17 protein-coding genes are annotated in these 18015 nt (G+C 63.8%); 12 read left to right on the top strand and 5 right to left on the bottom strand.

Annotated features, from left to right (window positions below; all coding sequences use genetic code 11):
* Positions 1–136: 136 nt before the first annotated feature.
* The 4 genes from CV770_RS02780 to lanM form a co-directional block, all read right to left on the bottom strand.
* Positions 137–979, bottom strand: coding sequence for a DUF6662 family protein (locus tag CV770_RS02780; RefSeq protein ID WP_104461241.1), 843 nt, complete (start codon positions 977–979; stop codon positions 137–139).
* 262 nt (positions 980–1241) lie between these two features.
* On the bottom strand, positions 1242–1322 hold the full coding sequence (gene pqqA, locus CV770_RS02775) for a pyrroloquinoline quinone precursor peptide PqqA (protein ID WP_012029362.1): 81 nt from the start codon (positions 1320–1322) through the stop codon (positions 1242–1244).
* Positions 1323–1551: 229 nt separating this feature from the next.
* Positions 1552–1881, bottom strand: coding sequence for a hypothetical protein (locus tag CV770_RS02770; protein WP_245323898.1), 330 nt, complete (start codon positions 1879–1881; stop codon positions 1552–1554).
* 145 nt (positions 1882–2026) lie between these two features.
* Positions 2027–2419 (bottom strand): lanmodulin LanM, encoded by a 393-nt coding sequence (gene lanM, locus CV770_RS02765; protein WP_165637881.1) that lies wholly within the window; start codon positions 2417–2419, stop codon positions 2027–2029.
* A gap of 344 nt (positions 2420–2763) precedes the next feature.
* Between lanM and CV770_RS02760 the strand changes: the two genes are divergently transcribed.
* The 6 genes from CV770_RS02760 (at position 2764) to CV770_RS02735 (ending at position 8700) form a co-directional block, all read left to right on the top strand.
* Entirely contained in the window at positions 2764–4428 is a 1665-nt protein-coding gene (locus CV770_RS02760; protein ID WP_091966620.1) for a methanol/ethanol family PQQ-dependent dehydrogenase, read from the top strand.
* An 11-nt stretch (positions 4429–4439) separates the two neighbouring features.
* A complete protein-coding gene (locus CV770_RS02755; protein ID WP_091966698.1) occupies positions 4440–4796 on the top strand; it encodes a c-type cytochrome in 357 nt (118 codons plus the stop codon).
* Entirely contained in the window at positions 4793–5722 is a 930-nt protein-coding gene (locus CV770_RS02750; RefSeq protein WP_104461240.1) for a substrate-binding periplasmic protein, read from the top strand. The genes CV770_RS02755 and CV770_RS02750 overlap by 4 nt, the downstream gene beginning before the upstream one ends.
* Positions 5723–6012: 290 nt before the next feature.
* Positions 6013–7032, top strand: coding sequence for an FUSC family protein (locus CV770_RS02745; protein ID WP_104461239.1), 1020 nt, complete (start codon positions 6013–6015; stop codon positions 7030–7032).
* A gap of 110 nt (positions 7033–7142) precedes the next feature.
* On the top strand, positions 7143–8132 hold the full coding sequence (locus CV770_RS02740) for a Bug family tripartite tricarboxylate transporter substrate binding protein (protein ID WP_104461238.1): 990 nt from the start codon (positions 7143–7145) through the stop codon (positions 8130–8132).
* A 142-nt stretch (positions 8133–8274) separates the two neighbouring features.
* Entirely contained in the window at positions 8275–8700 is a 426-nt protein-coding gene (locus CV770_RS02735; protein WP_091966612.1) for a hypothetical protein, read from the top strand.
* 37 nt (positions 8701–8737) lie between these two features.
* On the opposite strand, the gene CV770_RS02730 is transcribed toward CV770_RS02735, so the two are convergent.
* Positions 8738–9706, bottom strand: coding sequence for a helix-turn-helix domain-containing protein (locus CV770_RS02730; protein ID WP_091966610.1), 969 nt, complete (start codon positions 9704–9706; stop codon positions 8738–8740).
* Between the two features lie 510 nt (positions 9707–10216).
* Between CV770_RS02730 and xoxF5 the strand changes: the two genes are divergently transcribed.
* From xoxF5 to CV770_RS02700, 6 genes are all read left to right on the top strand, one after another.
* On the top strand, positions 10217–12019 hold the full coding sequence (xoxF5, locus tag CV770_RS02725) for a lanthanide-dependent methanol dehydrogenase XoxF5 (protein WP_028142707.1): 1803 nt from the start codon (positions 10217–10219) through the stop codon (positions 12017–12019).
* Positions 12020–12130: 111 nt separating this feature from the next.
* Positions 12131–12619, top strand: a complete 489-nt coding sequence (locus CV770_RS02720) for a c-type cytochrome, methanol metabolism-related (protein ID WP_018320735.1) — start codon at positions 12131–12133, stop codon at positions 12617–12619.
* 60 nt (positions 12620–12679) lie between these two features.
* Positions 12680–13789: an S-(hydroxymethyl)glutathione dehydrogenase/class III alcohol dehydrogenase gene (locus tag CV770_RS02715; protein ID WP_091966608.1), complete on the top strand. Its 1110-nt coding sequence runs from the start codon at positions 12680–12682 to the stop codon at positions 13787–13789.
* A gap of 32 nt (positions 13790–13821) precedes the next feature.
* Complete coding sequence (gene gfa / locus CV770_RS02710; RefSeq protein WP_104461237.1) at positions 13822–14385, top strand: S-(hydroxymethyl)glutathione synthase; 564 nt, start codon at positions 13822–13824, stop codon at positions 14383–14385.
* A gap of 656 nt (positions 14386–15041) precedes the next feature.
* Positions 15042–15494 carry a (2Fe-2S)-binding protein gene (locus tag CV770_RS02705; RefSeq protein ID WP_091966606.1) on the top strand — a complete coding sequence of 151 codons (453 nt, stop codon included), beginning with the start codon at positions 15042–15044 and terminating at the stop codon, positions 15492–15494.
* A gap of 1 nt (position 15495) precedes the next feature.
* Positions 15496–17808 carry a xanthine dehydrogenase family protein molybdopterin-binding subunit gene (locus CV770_RS02700; protein WP_104461236.1) on the top strand — a complete coding sequence of 771 codons (2313 nt, stop codon included), beginning with the start codon at positions 15496–15498 and terminating at the stop codon, positions 17806–17808.
* Positions 17809–18015: the final 207 nt, after the last annotated feature.

The following is an 18015-nucleotide window of genomic DNA, read 5'->3' as shown; positions in this document are numbered from 1 at the left end:
AAGGGGCGGTCAAGATTAGCACGAAAGGTTACGTTCCACGGAAGCGGAAGTTTCACATCCGGGAGAAATGGGGCCGGAACTGGGCTCTTCCCGTGCTCCCGGGCAAAGCAAAGCCCGGGCATGACGACGCTCTCTGCTAAAAATTAACCCCGAACACCATCCGGGCCTGGTGGCGTTCGAAATTGACGAGGTCGAGATTGCCGCCCGATCCGGCCGGGCGCCCCCAGGCCTGCATGCTCCAGCTCAAGGTCAGCCGCGAGCGCTCGGAGAGCTGGAAATAGGCGGTCGGGCCGACGAACAGGGCCTGGCCTGAAAACTCGCCGAGGCCGATGCCTTCGTATTGCCGGAAATAGCGCAGCTCGCCGCCGAGCAGCATGTTGGGGCGCACACGCACCAGGCCGGCGAACGCCGCACCGATCGTCGAACTCTTCTCGGACTGCCCCGCCACCTCGAAGCGCGCCCATTCCGGTTGATAGATCAGGTTGAGCGCGCCGATGGCAAAGTTCGGGATGAGCTCGCGGTCGATGGCGAGGGTGAATTCCGTGCCGTACATCCGCCCCTTCGCGCCGCTGGTCTCGTCGATGCGGTCGCCGTGAAGCTCGGCGGCGATGGTGAGGCCGAACGGGGCGTGCTCGCGGTTGAGCAGGCGATAACGCAGGTCGAGCGAGGCGCCCTGGAAGTTGATCTGGCGACGGTCGTCGATGTCGGGAACACCGGTGATGTCGTGCAAGCTGGCGGCGGCGCCGACCTCGATGCGGAAGTTCGGCAGCGGCACGATCTCGATCTCGACCTCTTTCTCAAGAGCGCGATAGGTGCCGCCGCCCTTGCCGAAGCGCCCCGTCGTCTGGCTCTGGAATTCGCGCTCGCCGGGATTGCCGACATCGGTGCCGATCATGAAGCCGAAGATGTGCTCGGTATCGAAGCCCTCCTCGGCGTGCCCATGCGTCGGTGTCAGCGCGACCGCGCAGGCAATCACCATCAGAAATCTGCGAACTCCGCCGCCCATCCCTATGCCCCGAAGGCGCGCGCCGCTTTGATGCGGCAGCAGCGCTGACCGGCCATCAGCGTAACACACTGCAGCAAGAGCGTGGTCGAGATTTTGATGGAAGATGATTGAAGCCTGCACAGGTGCTTCATCGCGTCGATGGCAAAAGCACGAAGCAAGCGATACCCGGCTCGAGATCCGACACTGCCACGGCTTCGACGGCGTTCACCGTCAAAGCCGCGGCAGGTCGTCAGTCTTACTTGCGCGCAGCGCAGGCGTACATGTTGATTTCCATGCCGACCGGCACTTCCACGATCTTCGGAGCTTTCCAAGCCATTCGGGGTCTCCCCAAGGTATTGAGCGCGACATCGCGCGGCGCAAAACCTAGGGCTGCGTCAGTTGCAGTTCAAGCCTCGATTCGCCTGCCGAGCGCGTCCGTGTCGATTCTTCGCGGCTGCATTTCTCTCTCGGACAAAGCCAGTTCCCTCTTGGTCAAACACGACCTGCGAGACACCGTCTTGTGCGACGCACCGCACGTCGAATCGACACGAATGGCACCGTCGCCGTCAGCAGCCCTTGTCGGCCATTGCAGCGTCCGGCTTGGCACCTTCGGCGCGCTGAGCCGCCGTCGGCTGGCTCTGCATCTGCCGCTGCGCATCTTCGGCTGAAGCCGGCGTTTCGCCACTTGCACGATTCATCGTGCTGGTCGGTGGATGCTGGCTGGTGTCGCCCGCTGAACTGGACGAGTGCGACTGCGCTGCGCCCACCGTCACGGGACCAGAACCAGCATCCTTGTCAGTGCTGGCGCTGCCCGTGTTGCACGGGCCGGCGACCGCGACGCCGGCGCTCAACGCCAGGATCGCGCAGGCAGCAAGAACGGAACGTTTCGTGTTCATCTGAATCTCCTCTTCTCCCGCGGCGCTGCCCCGGCGCCGAGCAGGACATCGCGAAGAGAACAGGCCGAACAGCCTGATGTTCCGAGTGTTCGGAGCGGAACTGCTCGCAAACGCCACCTCGTCACGTCTGTTCCGATCGCACCGCTCACCGCAACAATCGCAGCAGCAACCGGCCGGCGCGCGAGTTCAGCTCCTTCGCATCCAGCGTTCCGTCCTTGTCGGGATTGGCCGCGTTGAAGCGCTGCTCGACCACGGAGAGATATTCGTCGAGCGTAAGAGTCCCGTCGCGATCGGGATCGGCCGCGGCGAGCTCTTTCGCCGTCAACCGTCCGCGCAATTCGCGCGCATCGAGCGTGCCGTCATGATCGGGATCGAGCTTTGCGAATAATACCGCGGCCGCCTTCTTCACCTCGGCAAGATCGAGCGTGCCGTCATTGTCGGTGTCGAACAACTTGACCGCGTTGCCGGAGGCCGACCACGCCGGACCGGACAACAATGCAATGGTGAGCGCAAGCGCAACTGAGCGACGCGAAATCATCAAGACCTCCCAGATGAAGACCCCCGGTTCGGGCGGGGCATAACGACATAAATCCACAAGCGGTCCCAGGTTCAAGTCCGGAATTGCAACTTGCGCGCGCGACAACCCCGGGGACGCCCGCTTGCGCCCTCGAACGACCGAGGCCCGGAGCAGCTTCGCGTTGCGGGAATTTTTTTAGCGTCTCCACGCAAGTGGGAGTCTGCGGCCGTCAGGTTTCCGTAAGGTGACCGGCGCCTGTTCAACGATATCGGCACGACACTTACGACTTTCGTATTGACGCGTTTTGGTTTCCGACGGAGTGTTGCTCCCGCGGCGTCAAAAGGCGCGCATATTGGGAGGAACGGATGAAACGCTTTGCGATGGCCGCGAGCCTCGTCATGCTTGCATCGACTTGTGCAAGCGCACAGACCACCGAGCAACTGGTCAAGGGCGCGACTGATACATCGAACGTTCTCAATTACGGGATGGGCTACAATCTGCAGCGCTTCTCGACGCTGAACCAGATCAACAAGGACAGCGTCAAGAACCTCGTCCCGGTCTGGAATTACTCTTTCAACGACGATCGCAGCGAGGAATCGCAGCCGCTGGTGTACCAGGGCGTGATCTACGTAACCTCGCACAACGCGACCATGGCGGTCGACGCCAAGACCGGCAAGCAGATCTGGAAGACCAAGGTCGAATATCCCGCCGAGACGCCGCGCATCGTCTGCTGCGGCATCATCAACCGCGGTGCGGCGCTCTATGACGGCAAGGTGTTCCGCACCACGCTCGACGCCAACGTGATCGCGCTCGACGCCAAGAACGGCAAGGAGCTGTGGCGGCAGAAGGCGGCCGACATCAAGGAAGGCTATTCGATGACGGTGGCCCCGCTGGTTGCCGACGGCGTCGTCATCACCGGCATCTCCGGCGCCGAGTTCGGCACCAGGGGATTCATCGACGGCTGGGATCCCGCGACGGGCAAGCATCTCTGGCGCACCCATTCGATCCCCTCGCCGGAAGAGCCCGGCGGCGACACCTGGAAGGGCGATACCTGGAAGCTCGGCGGCGGCTCGACCTGGATCACGGGGTCTTATGACCCCGAGCTGAACACCGTGTATTGGGGCATTGGCAATCCCGGACCGTTCAATTCGGCGGTGCGTCCCGGCGACAATCTCTACACCTGCTCCGTGCTGGCGATGGATCCCAAGACCGGCAAGATCAAATGGCACTACCAGTTCTCGCCGAACAACCCGTTCGACTATGACAGCGTGGCCGAGATGGTCCTCGCCGACATGAATGTCGAGGGCAAGCCGACCAAGGTGCTGATGGACGCCAACCGCAACGGCTTCTTCTACGTGCTCGACCGCACCAACGGCAAGCTGCTCGCGGCCAACCCTTACGTGAAGGTCAACTGGGCGACCGGCATCGACATGAAGACGGGACGTCCGATCGAGACCGACGTGTCGAAGGACGCGCGCGAGGGCAAGAAGGTCACGGTCTATCCGTCGATCCTCGGCGGCAAGAACTGGGAGCCGATGTCCTTCAACCCGCAGACCGGCCTTGCCTATGCCAACACGCTCGCCTTCGGCGGCAGGTACAAGACGGAGCCCGTCACCTTCAAGCAGGGTGAATGGTATCTCGGGATGGACCTGACCGACCTCTGGGAGTACGGCGACGGGCCGCGCGGTCATCTCAAGGCGATCGATCCCATGACCGGCAAGTCGAAATGGGAAGCGCCGAGCGACATTCCACGCTTCTCGGGCGTGCTGTCGACTGCGGGCGGCGTCGTGTTCTCGGGTGCTCTAACCGGCGAGTTCGAGGCCTTCGATGCCGACACCGGTAAGAAGCTCTGGCAGTTCCAGACCGGGTCCGGCATCGAGGGCCAGCCGGTGACCTGGCAGCAGGATGGCGTGCAGTATGTCGCGGTGACCAGCGGCTATGGCGGCGTCTACTCGCTGTTCTCGGGTGACGAGCGGCTTGCCAACGTGCCGCCCGGCGGCTCGCTGTGGGTCTTTGCGGTCAAGCAGTAATCCACGGCATGATGCTGAGAAAGCCATCTCACAAGACGGCGGCGGTCCTCGCCGCCGTCGCGGGGCTGACGGTCGCGCTTGCGGCGACCGTTCGCGCCGCGGACGACGCCACCGGCAATCCCATGCAGGCACAGATCGACCACGGCAAGTCGACCTATGCTTCGAAATGCTCGCACTGCCATGGCCCCAATCTGATGAACTCCGGCACGATCACGCCGGACCTCCGCGCCATCCCCGACGACAAGACGCGCTTCGTCACCACGGTGAAGAACGGCAAGAACAACAAGATGCCGCCGTGGGGCGATATCCTCAACGACGAGGAGATCGGCTCCCTCTGGGCCTTCATCTCCAGCCGGAGGAAGCCATGAGGGGCCGGCGTGCTGCGTGGAGCATTGCGGCCGTTCTTTCGATGATGGCGACGGTCGCTGTTGCGGCCGACGATCCCCTGAAGATCTGTCTCGACGAGGACCGGCCACCGTTCTCGATGCACCACCGCGGCAAGCCGGATGCCGGCTTCGACGTGCTGCTTGCGCAGGCAATGGCGGAGCGGCTCGGACGGAAACTCACGATCCAGTGGTTCGAGAGCAAGCTGGACGAGGATTCGAGCCCCCAGCTCGAGGCCAACGCGTTGCTCTCGGATGGCCGCTGCTCGCTCGTCGGCGGCTACGCGCTGACGCAGGATTCGCTCGTCGCCCCCGGGATGAAGACGGCGCGCTTGCCTGACTTCGCCGGGGCCACGCGCGACGATCGGCGGCGCCGCGTCGTACTCGGCGTGCTCGCGCCGAGCCAGCCTTACGTCTATTCGCCGATGACGGTCGTGCTCGGGCCGAAGGCAAGCGGGCGCAAGATCGGCGACATCGGCGATCTCGCAGGCCTTCGTCTCGTCATCGAAAGCGGCTCGCTCGGCGACGCCATCCTGATGACCTTCGACAAGGGACGGCTGATCGACAACATCACCCATCTCGTCCCCGGCCGCGACGATCTGCTGGGCGCACTCCAGCGCGGCGACCATGACGCGACGCTGATCGACCTCGGCCGCTTCGACGCCCATCGCGCCGCGCATCCGGACACGGCGATCACGGCGTCCGGATACTATTATCCGATCGGCGCCAATCGCGGCTATGTCGGACTGGCCAGCGATGGCGCGCTGATCGACGCCGTCAACAAGGCGCTGACGGGGCTCGCGGCCGAAGGCAGGATCGCAGAATTCGGCAAGGAGGCTGGGCTCACCTACCTGCCACCGCGCGAGCCTGCGATCCTGGGCGATGTCTGGATGAAGATCATTCAGCGGTGAGGGCTCTCGTGTCCCGGACGCGCGAGCGTTGCTGCGCAGAGCCGGGACCCAGCAGGCTACGCAACTCGCGGCTACATGGGCCCCGGCTCTGCAGCGCACCGCTAAAGTAGCGCTGCGCCGCGTCCGGGGCACGAGACCAGGTTCGCACGCAATTGCATCGTCATTGCGAGCGCAGCGAAGCAATCCAGGGTCTTTCCGCAAGTAGCCGTCTGGATTGCTCCGCTGCGCTCGCAATGACGGAGTGCGGAACGTATACTGCTCGCATTTTCCTTCGCCCCTTCGGTGCCCCCGTGAATCCTCCGACGATCACCGCCACCAGCCTGCGTGACGTCCTCTCCCGCGAGGTCAAGACCGCCGAGCTGCTGCGCGCGCTGATCGTCGTCGGCCCGATGGTGGCCGCCTATTTCATCGCGCGCGAAATGGCGCTGCTCAATCTCGGGCTGGTCGCGGTCTCGCTGCTCATTCCCGCGCTCAGGCAGCACTTTCCGCCGAAAGTCATCGTCTGGCACTACCTCGCCATCCTCGTGACCTTTGCCGCACTCTTCCTGGCAGCCCCGATCAAGCCGCTATTCGCAGTGCTGACGGCGCTTGCCGGATTCCTTGCAGTGGCCGGGACCCGCTATGGCGAGCATTTCCGCACGCTGGGCAATTGGGTGTTCATCCCCGCCGTCTATCTCGCCTGCGAGGTGCGGGAGGGCGTGAGCACCGCCGAAGCGCTGCGCCACGCCGGCGTGATCATCGCCTCCTCGCCGATCGCGCTGGCGCTGGTCTGCGTCATCCGGATTTACGACCAGCGAGGGCAAGGCGATGCCGCGACCTCGTTCGGACCGCCCGCGGCCGAATGGTTCCTGCCCGCGCTGGCAACCGCCATGGCGGTGTTCGCCGCGGCGGCGCTGGTCGAAATCCTGAACCTTGCGCAGGGGCAATGGGTGATGTGGTCGGCCGCCAGCGTCGTGGTCGGCGATCTCTCGGCGTCCACCGACAAGCTGAAGCAACGTACGATCGGCGCCTTCGTCGGCGTGCCGCTGGGCTTCCTCGCCGGCATCGTATTGCCGCAGAGCCGCGTCGGCTACGCGCTCGCGGTGCTGGCGGCCACCCTCACGCTGATCTCGTTTTCCCGCTACATCCTCGGCTTCGGCCTGCGCTGCTTCTTCATCGCGCTGGCGGCCTCCTTTGCCGGCGGCGCCAGCGGCATCGCCGAGGAGCGCATCGTCAACGTGCTGATCGGCGGGAGCTTTGGCCTGATTGCCGTGGCCCTGACCGAGATCGTCTGGCTGCGCGTCATGCGTAAGGCGCGCTCGCCCGGGTGAGGCGCGAATGGGCATCTCGCCGCTCTGTCGAATGCGCCAATCTGTCTCGCTCGCCGGCCATGGCGGCGCCAGCCTGATGCAGTAGGTTCGGCCAAAATCAGGAGGGAATCATGACCGCCAAATTCGATCGCCGCCACTTCGTCGCCGCCGGTACCACCGCACTTGCGATGCCCTTCGTCATGCGCAGCGCCTCGGCGCAAGCCGCGTGGCCGTCGCGGCAGATTCGCATGATTTGCAGCTATCCCGCCGGTGGGCAGACCGACCTGCTCGCGCGCGCCTATGGTGAGTTCATCTCCAAGCAGGTCGGCAAGACCGTCGTCGTCGAGAACAAGCCCGGCGCCTCCGGCGCGATCGGCACGGCCGAGGTCGCCCGCGCCGAGCCCGACGGCCACACCATGCTGTGCTCGATCTCGACCACCTACATCATGAACCGGGTGGTGATGAAGAATCCCGGCTACGACATGGACAAGGATTTGGCGCTCGTCAGCGTCATTCCGGGTGCCGGCCTGTTGCTGGTCGCGAACCCCAAGACCGGGGTCAAGACGTTGGAGGATTTCGTCGCGTTCGCACGCAAGAGCGGCAAGGTGAACTTCGGCACCTATAGCGCGGGTTCGGCCCCGCACATGACGATCAACGAGCTCAACAAGCAGTATGGCCTGTCCATGGAGCCGGTCCATTACCGCGGCGAGGCCCCAATGTGGACGGGGATGCTCGAAGGCACGCTGGATGCCGCGATGGGCAGCTACACGGCGGCGCAGTCGGTCCTGCAAAGCGACCGCGGCACCGTGTTCGCGGTGCATTCGAAGAAGGTCGACGCGATCCCTGCTATCAAGACCCTCCCGGAGCAGGGCGCGACCTCGAAATTCTTCACCGTGAGCGGCTTCTCCGGTTGGGCCGTGCCGAAGGCGACGCCGCAAGCGGTCGTCGACCGCCTGGCTGAGCTCTGCGTTGCCGCCAACAACGATCCGAAAGTGAAGGAAGTTCTCACGACCTTCGTGCTCGAACCCGCAATCGGCTTCAAGGAGAGCAACGCCTTGTATCAGCGCGAACTGCCGATCTGGATCGAGAGCGCGAAGTCACTGGGCCTCGAGCCGGCTTGAGCCTCGAGGCGCGGCGCAGCGCCCCACCGCCCTTCCCGGCCCGGCTTCCGACCAAAGCCTAGTGTCGGAAACGCAATTTCACGCTATGATTGTGCGCCACCGCTGAAAGCCTTCATCGGGGCGGACAAGAAGGGCCGATTGCATGACACCGGATGGAGTCGCTGTCGCCGTCATGGTCATCCTGCTCTTTCCGATGGGCTATTTCACGCTGGCATCGCCCGCCTTCCTCCTGGTGAAACTCGATATCCAGCCCGTCGGCCAGCTGCTGCGCGGAATGTTCAACGCCCATTTTCTGGTGATGCGGGTCGCCGCCGTGATCGGAACGGTGGCCTTCCTCCTCGACGGCCGCCTGGCGGCTGCGATGGGCGTCGGCATGCTCGCTGCCCTGGCAATCTGGGGGCGCAGCTGGTTCATGCGGCGGATGGACGACCAGCTCAGCGCGAGGGACGCCGGCGATGCCGAAGCCCCGCGTCGATTGCGCAGGCTACATTGGAGCGGAATGCTAGGTAACGCGGTGCTGCTCGTCGCTCTCGTGGTCAGCATTCCCTACATTGCGACGTCGGCGTGAGCGGGATCGCAATCGCTGGAAGCCCCTTGCGCCCGGCCTAGTGCTCGCCCGAACTCGCGGCGCCCTGCTGCGCCTTGTGGATCGAGGACGGCACCACGCCGAAATATTTCCGGAACACCCGGCTGAAATGCGATGAGCTGGAGAAGCCCCAGGAGAACGCGACGTCGGTGATGGTCTTGCCGGCGTGGGCCTCGAGCTCCTGGCGGCAGTTCTGCAGGCGCGCCTGCCAGATGTAGTCGCTCACCGTGGTGCCGCGCTCCGAGAACAGCATGTGCAGATAGCGCTTGGAGCAGCCGAGCTCGGTCGAGATCTGGTCAATGCACAGATCCGGATCGCGCAGGTGCTCGCGTATGAAGAACTGCGCGCGCACATACATCGCTTCCGGTCCGACACGGTCGAACATCGTGTCGGCTTCGCGCAGCGGCAGCAGCAACAGGTCGATCAGCGAATCGGCGACGCCGACCGCGCTGTTTGCCGACAGCTTTGCCGCCTCGTCGAAGGTCGCATGAACGAAATCGTGGGCGATCCGCCCCGTCCCTGTCTTCGACGACAGCTTGCAGGCGGGCATCCGCTGCGACGGGAATCCGCGGTCGCGCAGCAGCGCCTTCGGCACGATCACGACGTCGTGACGGGTGAAGGCCGGGCTGATGATCGAATGCGGGCAGGAGACGTCATAGGCGATGATGTCGCCCGGGTTGATCTCGATGTGGCGGCCTTCTTGCTCGAAATAGGACACGCCGTAAGTCTGGAAGTGAATCTTGATGTACGGATGCTCGTTGGCCTTGGCGCGCGCCAGCGTATGGGCAATGCGATGCTGACTGACTTCGATCTGGCAGAGCTTCAGGCGCGAGACGCTGGTGTAGTCGATGCGGCCCTCGAGCGAGGACGCCTCCAGCGGATCGACGTCAAAATGCCCACACAGACTCGTCAGCCCGTCGATCCAGCTCTGGATCTGGCGCTTCGGCGTCATGCCGGTCGTCGAGAGCGTGTGAATGGTGTCGGACATTAATCCAGCCACTGGTTTGATCCGGAGAGACGCGAATCGCGACCAGCGCTGCCGGAGCCCTCAGCCGTGATTGCGTGACGTTTACCTCGAATTTGAGCGGTCTTTTGGTACGAGCGCCATCGTTCCATTGCCACCCTTGAAACTTAATCCTCCGCCTTAGTTGCAGCGCCGTCAAGGGGAACCTGAGTGTTGAAAGCGCTGTCAAAGCGATGCGAAGCCGCTGAATTCGCTACTGCAAAATCAAAATCTTCGCGTCCGTGCGCTATCAAGCAAACCGGCTTCTCTCTTGGGCAAGTTTCCCGATGACGAAGTCGTTAGGGATTGCGGCAGGAACAACAAGAACGGGCCACTCCTGCACGTGGACCCGTGGCTCTCATCAGGAGGAGGAAACAGCACAGCATCGTTTCTGGTCCCAATCGTGACCGCCCTGCACGAGCAGACGCCGGACGAGAAGCCCGGTGAATCAGTATTGCTTCGGAAACAATAAACGAGACCAACGGAGGAATAACTATGCGCAAGGTGCTACTGGCGACCTTTCTTGGCTCCGCGGCGGCGCTCGCCGTCGGGGGCGCCTCAGCCAATGACGAGCTGGTCAAGATGTCGCAGAACCCGAAAGACTGGGTGATGCCGACCGGCGACTACGCCAATTCCCGCTATTCCAAGCTCAACCAGATCAACGCACAGAACGTAGGCAAGCTCCAGGTGGCCTGGACCTTCTCGACCGGCGTGCTGCGTGGCCATGAAGGCGGCCCGCTGATCATCGGCAACATGATGTACGTCCACACGCCGTTCCCGAACAAGGTCTATGCCATTGACCTTTCCAACGAGAACAAGATCGTCTGGAAGTACGAGCCGAAGCAGGATCCGAACGTCATCCCGGTGATGTGCTGCGACACCGTCAACCGCGGCCTGGCCTTCGGCGACGGCAAGATCTTCCTGCATCAGGCCGACACCACCCTCGTCGCGCTCGATGTCAAGACCGGTCAGGTTGCATGGACCGTCAAGAATGGCGATCCGAGCAAGGGCGAGACCGGCACGTCGGCCCCCATGGTCGTCAAGGACAAGGTGCTGATCGGCATCTCCGGCGGCGAGTTCGGCGTCCAGGCCCATATGTCGGCTTACGATATCAAGACCGGCAAGCTGGCATGGCGCGGATATTCGGAAGGACCGGACAACCAGCTCCTGGTCGACGACAAGACCACCGCGCTCGGCAAGCCGATCGGCAAGGATTCCAGCCTGAAGACCTGGCAAGGCGATCAGTGGAAGATCGGCGGCGGTGCCACCTGGGGCTGGATCTCCTACGATCCCGAGCTGAACCTCGTCTACTACGGATCGGGCAACCCCTCGACCTGGAATCCGAAGCAGCGTCCCGGCGACAACAAATGGTCGATGACGATCTGGGCGCGCAACCCGGATACCGGCGTCGCCAAGTGGGTCTATCAGATGACGCCCCACGACGAATGGGACTATGACGGCGTCAACGAGATGATCCTCTCGGACCAGTCGATCAACGGCCAGCCGCGCAAGCTGCTGACGCATTTCGACCGTAACGGCCTCGCCTACACCATGGACCGCACCAACGGCGAACTGCTGGTCGCCGAAAAGTACGATCCGAAGGTGAACTGGACCTCCGGCGTCGACATGGACAAGAACTCGCCGACCTACGGCCGTCCGAAGGTGCTCGACGCAGCTTCGACCGACAAGGCGGGCGAGGACGTCAACGTGAAGGGCATCTGCCCGGCCGCGCTCGGCACCAAGGACGAGCAGCCGGCAGCCTACTCGCCGGACACGCAGCTGTTCTACGTTCCGACCAACCACGTCTGCATGGACTACGAGCCGTTCAAGGTGAGCTACACCGCGGGCCAGCCCTATGTGGGTGCGACGCTCTCGATGTATCCGCCGGCGGGTGAAACCCACATGGGCAACTTCATCGCCTGGGACGGCAAGACCGGCAAGATCGTCTGGTCGAACAAGGAGCAGTTCTCGGTCTGGTCGGGTGCGCTCGCAACCGCCGGCGGCGTGGTGTTCTACGGCACGCTCGAAGGCTACCTGAAGGCAGTCGACGCCAAGTCCGGCAAGGAGCTCTACAAGTTCAAGACTCCCTCCGGCATCATCGGCAACGTCACCACCTATGAGAACGGCGGCAAGCAGTATGTCGCAGTGCTCTCCGGCGTCGGCGGCTGGGCCGGCATCGGTCTGGCGGCAGGCCTGACCGATCCGACCGCAGGTCTCGGCGCGGTCGGTGGCTATGCGGCCCTCAGCAACTACACGGCACTCGGCGGTACGCTGACCGTGTTCGCGCTGCCGAACTAGGCCTATCAGCATCGCTCCGGCGCGTGGAATAAACTCCACGCGCCGGCTCGTCTCCCCCGGGCTCCTTCGAGGATGAATCTCTTGCGTAGAATCTGCTCTGTCATTGCTGCGATGATCTTGGTTGCGTCCGGAGGAATTGCGGTCGCGGACGGTCCGGGCGATCCGACCGCCGTGAAGAAGGAAGACGACGGAAAGTGGCTCGATAAGGAAGGCACTCCGACCTACAAGATTTCCGACGGCACCGTGGACTGGTTCACCTATTCCGGATACCGCCGCTATCACTCTGACTGCCACGTCTGCCATGGGCCTGACGGCATGGGCTCCACCTACGCGCCGGCGCTCAAGGATTCCGTCAAGTCCATGAGCTATGGCGACTTCCTCGGCGTGGTCGCCTCCGGTCGCAAGAACATCTCGACCGCGCAGGAGAACGTCATGCCCGCCTTCGGCGATAATCCGAACGTCGCCTGCTACATGGACGATCTGTACGTCTATCTGCGCGCCCGCTCCACCGAAGCATGGGGCCGGCAGCGTCCCTCCAAGAAGGAGGAGAAAACGGAGGCCTACACCAAGGCGGAAGACGCCTGCATGGGCCATAAATGAACGTTGCTGAGGCTGCCGAGACCACCTCTTGGCATCTTGCGAGAATTTGAGGAGCTACCAATGAAGACACGTGCCGCCGTCGCTTTCGAAGCCAAGAAGCCGCTCGAGATCGTCGAGCTCGATCTGGAAGGACCGAAGGCCGGCGAGGTCCTGGTCGAGATCAAGGCGACGGGCATCTGCCATACCGACGCCTATACGCTCGACGGCTTCGACAGCGAGGGAATTTTCCCGTCGGTCCTGGGGCATGAGGGCGCGGGCATCATCCGCGAGATCGGTCCTGGCGTGACCTCGGTGAAGCCGGGTGACCACGTCATCCCGCTCTACACGCCGGAATGCCGGCAGTGCAAAAGCTGCCTCAGCCAGAAGACCAATCTCTGCACCGCGATCCGCGCGACGCAAGGCAAGGGCGTGATGCCCGACGGCACCAGCCGCTTTTCCTACAAGGGCAAGCCGGTCTATCACTACATGGGCTGCTCGACCTTCTCGAACTTCACCGTGCTGCCGGAGATCGCGGTCGCCAAGATCCGCGAGGACGCCCCCTTCGACAAGAGCTGCTACATCGGCTGCGGCGTCACCACCGGCGTCGGCGCCGTCGTCAACACCGCGAAGGTCACGCCGGGCTCCAACGTGGTCGTGTTCGGCCTCGGCGGCATCGGCCTCAACGTGATCCAGGGCGCCAAGATGGCCGGCGCCGACAAGATCATCGGTGTCGACATCAACGACTCCAAGGAGGATTGGGGCCGCAGGTTCGGCATGACCGAGTTCGTCAACCCCAAGAAGATCACGGGCGACATCGTCCAGCACCTCGTCGGCCTCACCGATGGCGGCGCCGACTACACTTTCGATTGCACCGGCAACACCACGGTGATGCGCCAGGCGCTGGAAGCCTGCCATCGCGGCTGGGGCACCTCGATCATCATCGGCGTTGCCGAATCCGGCAAGGAGATCGCCACCCGCCCGTTCCAGCTCGTCACCGGGCGCAACTGGCGGGGCACGGCCTTCGGTGGCGCCCGCGGCCGCACCGACGTGCCGAAGATCGTCGACTGGTACATGAACGGAAAGATCCAGATCGATCCGATGATCACCCACGTGCTCAAGCTCGAGGAGATCAACAAGGGCTTTGACCTCATGCACGAGGGCAAATCCATCCGTTCAGTCGTCGTGTTCTAGCTCGAAAGCGTCACCCCAAGGAGGATCGACCCATGACTGTTGCACTCCATCCATCGATCGACAACGGCCTCAAACAAGGCACCGGCAGCTTTGCCGGCGGCACGCTGGCCTGCAAATGCAAGGACCACCAGGTCAAGGTCGGCATCAAGGGCGACGTCGCCCACAATCACGCCTGTGGCTGCACCAAATGCTGGAAGCCGCAGGGCGCGACGTTCTCCGTCGTCGCCGTGGTGCCGCGCCAGAACGTCACCGTGCTCGAGAACGGCGACAAGCTCCAGATCGTCGATCCCTCCGCAGTGATCCAGCGCTATGCCTGCAAGGCGTGCGGCACCCACATGTACGGCCGCATCGAGAACAAGGGCCACCCGTTCTACGGTCTCGACTTCATTCATCCCGAGCTGTTCCAGGAGCAGGGCTCGCAGGCGCCGCAATTCGCCGCCTTCGTCTCCTCGGTGATCGAAGCGGGCGTGAAGCCGGAGCAGATGGCGGGCATCCGTTCGCGGCTGAAGGAAATCGGGCTCGAGCCCTATGATTGCCTGTCACCGGCGCTGATGGACGCGATCGCGACCCACGTCGCCAAAGCCAAGGCCGCCTAACAGGGCCGCCTGAGCAGGGCCGCCTGACCAAGGCGGTCGGACGTTCGCCGTGCCCTATCCGCTCGCTGGCCTCGATCAGCGCCAGCGAGCCGGACGGGCCCGGCCCCGGGACAGTCGCGGCGATGCCGCCGCCTCTGCAAGCTACGCGTATGCGAGCGTGATTGGCTCCCTCAGTCCTGGTCTCTGAATGACTGCGCAGCGCCGCCAACTCCCGTCTTGAAGTTCCCGGCCCCTGCGTTTCTCCCTCCCTCGACTGAGGCACCTTGCTTCGTCCGCGCAGTCTTTCTGGCGGACGAAGCTTTTTTCATCGCAACCTCTGTTTGCGAACGCGCGGTCCACGCGGCGCGATGACGCGCCCTGCTTTTGACAAACCATCGATGCAATCTTTTCCCGGTGAGAACACCCGGCTGTGAACGCCGGGCCGGCGCGACCTCTGCTACGATCGCGCCGTCACGATGCCGCACGACGTTCGATCAATTAAAAACAAAAACGGGAGGTATCGAGCACATCCAGACATCGCCATCGGCGTTCCTGCTCCCTCCGGGATTTGCCCGCGCGGGACGAGGGCGGGATGTGGCGCGACCAGGCACGAACCGGCGCCGACCGGCGTCGGCAAGTTTTGAATTTGGCATGCTTATGAAGAGCGAGGGACGATCATGATCAAGGTGAAGATCAACGGCCAGGAACAGAACTGGGACGGCGACCCGGATCTCCCGCTACTCTGGTTCCTGCGTGACGAGGCCGGACTGACCGGCACCAAGTACGGCTGCGGCCAGGCCCTGTGCGGCGCCTGCACCGTCATCGTCGACAAGCAGGCCGTGCGCGCCTGCATCACGTCGGTCAATGACGTCGCCGGACGCGAGGTCACCACGATCGAAGGGCTGCATCCAACTGGCGATCATCCGGTGCAGAAGGCCTGGCGGCAGGTCAACGTGCCGCAATGCGGCTTCTGCCAAGCCGGCCAGATCATGCAGGCTGCGGCCCTGCTGATGGACAATCCGAAACCCTCGCACGACCAGATCCGCGAAGGGATGGCGGGCAACATCTGCCGCTGCGGCTGCTACCAGCGCATCGAGAACGCGGTCCATCTCGCATCGACGGGGGTGTGACATGAATTTCATCGACAATCCCGGCAAGCTCCGTGGCTTCGAAAAGAACATCAAGGTCGAGAAGGTCTCACGCCGCAGCATCCTGAAAGGGCTCGGCATCACCGGCGGCTTCGTGCTCGCCGCACCCGTGATGTCGCGCCAGGCATTGGCCTACGAGACCGGTGCCGGCAAGATGCCGCACGGTGTCGTGGTCGATCCGCGCGTGTTCGTTTCGGTGGGCTCGGACGGCATCGTGACCATCGTGGGTCACCGTTCAGAAATGGGCACCGGCGTCCGCACCAGCCTGCCGCTGATCGTGGCCGAGGAGATGGAGGCCGACTGGTCCAGGGTCAAGGTGCAGCAGGCCCATGGCGACGAGGTCAAGTTCGGCAACCAGGACACCGACGGCTCGCGCAGCACGCGGCATTATCTGATCCCGATGCGCCAGATCGGCGCCTCGGCCCGCACCATGCTGGAGCAGGCCGCGGCGAAGCGCTGGGGCGTTCCGGCCACCGAGGTCAAGGCCGTCAATCACGAGGTCGTCCACAGCGCCAGCGGCCGCAAGCTCGGTTTCGGCGAGCTCGCCGCTGATGCGGCCAAGGAATCGGTGCCCAGCATCGAAGGCCTCAAGCTGAAGGACCCCAAGGATTTCCGGTATCTCGGCAAGGGCCAGGTCGGCATCGTCGATCTCCACGACATCACCACCGGCAAGGCGCGTTACGGCGCCGATGTGCGGCTGCCCGGCATGAAATATGCCGTGATCGCCCGCCCGCCCGTGACCGGCGGCAAGCTGGTCTCGTTCGATCCCGATGCGGCGCTGAAGGTCCCCGGCGTCGAGAAGGTGCTGAAGGTTCAAGGCTGGCCGTGGCCGTCCAAATTCCAGCCGCTCGGCGGGGTCGCGGTGATCGCCCGCAACACCGGCGCGGCGATCAAGGGCCGCGACGCGCTGAAGCTGGTCTGGGACGATGGTCCCAACGGCAAATACGACTCCGTCGCCTACCGCAAGGAGCTCGAGGAGGCCTCGCGCAAGCCGGGCCTCGTCTTGCGCAAGGAGGGCGATGCGGACGCTGCCCTGAAGGGCGCGGACAAGGTGATCGTCGGCGAGTACTACGTCCCGCATCTTGCTCATGTCAGCATGGAGCCGCCGGTGGCGGTCGCCGACGTCAAGGGCGACAAGGCGGAGATCTGGGCGCCGGTGCAGAGCCCCGGCGGCACCCGCGAGGACGTCGCCAAGACACTCGGCATTCCCGAGGGCAACGTCACCGTCAACGTCACGCTTCTTGGCGGCGGTTTCGGACGCAAGTCGAAATGCGACTTTGCGCTCGAGGCCGCGCTGCTCTCGAAAGAGCTCAGCGCACCGGTGAAGGTGCAGTGGACGCGCGAGGACGACATCCACAACGGCTTCCTGCACACGGTCTCGGTCGAGCGGATCGAGGCCGGCCTCGACAAGAGCGGCAAGGTGGTTGCCTGGCGCCATCGCAGCGTGGCCCCCAGCATCGCCTCGACGTTCGCTGCCGGGACCGTGCACCAGGCCCCGTTCGAGATCGGCATGGGCCTCGTCGACATGCCGTTCGAGATCGCCAACATCTCGTGTGAGAATCCGGAAGCCGCGGCGTTCACCCGCATCGGCTGGTTCCGCTCGGTCTCGAACATCCCGCGCGCCTTCGCGGTGCAATCAATGGTCGGCGAGATCGCGCAAGCGACCGGCCGCGACCAGAAGGAGACGCTGCTCGCGCTGATCGGAAGCCCGCGCATCGTCAAACCGGAGGTGAAAGACCTCTGGAACTACGGCGAGCCCCAGGACAGCTACCCGATCGACACCGCGCGCTTGCGCAAGGTGGTCGAACTGGTCGCCGAGAAGGGTGAGTGGGGACGCAAGGTACCGAAGGGCCGCGGCCTTGGCATCGCAGTGCACCGCAGCTTCGTCAGCTACATCGCGACCATCGTCGAGGTCGCCATCGACGACAAGGGCAAGCTGACGGTGCCACGGGTCGACACCGCGATCGATTGCGGCACCTATGTCAACCCCGAACGTATCGCCTCGCAGATCGAAGGCGCGGCGATCATGGGGCTGAGCCTCGCCAAATACGGCGAGATCACCTTCAAGGACGGCAAGGTGCAGCAGAAGAACTTTGACGACTTCCAGGTCGTCAGGATGGATGACTCTCCTGTGGTGACCAACGTCTACATCGTGCCGCCAGGACCCGACACGCCGCCGAGCGGCGTCGGCGAGCCCGGTGTTCCGCCGTTCGCACCGGCGCTGATCAATGCGATCTTTGCGGCGACCGGAAAACGCATCCGCTCGCTTCCGATCGGCAATCAATTGGAGGCGTGAGACGGAACAGAGGCGCGAGACGGAACACAAGCGGTCTCGCGCCGTTTCCATCGATCTGACAGGAGCAGATCGATGACAAATATCTCAAAGGCGCTCGCAGTCTCGTTGCTGTCGGGCGCCTTTCTTGTGACGGCCTCCGGCGCATTCGCCCAGAGCAACACGACGCCGCCCGCCACCGCGACACGCCCCACCGCGCCGGACCAGAAC

Source organism: Bradyrhizobium sp. AC87j1, assembly GCF_002936975.1.
GTDB classification, from domain to species: Bacteria; Pseudomonadota; Alphaproteobacteria; order Rhizobiales; family Xanthobacteraceae; genus Bradyrhizobium; species Bradyrhizobium shewense.
Note: the sequence above shows the minus strand (reverse complement) of the source record. Positions and strands in the feature narration are given on the sequence as shown.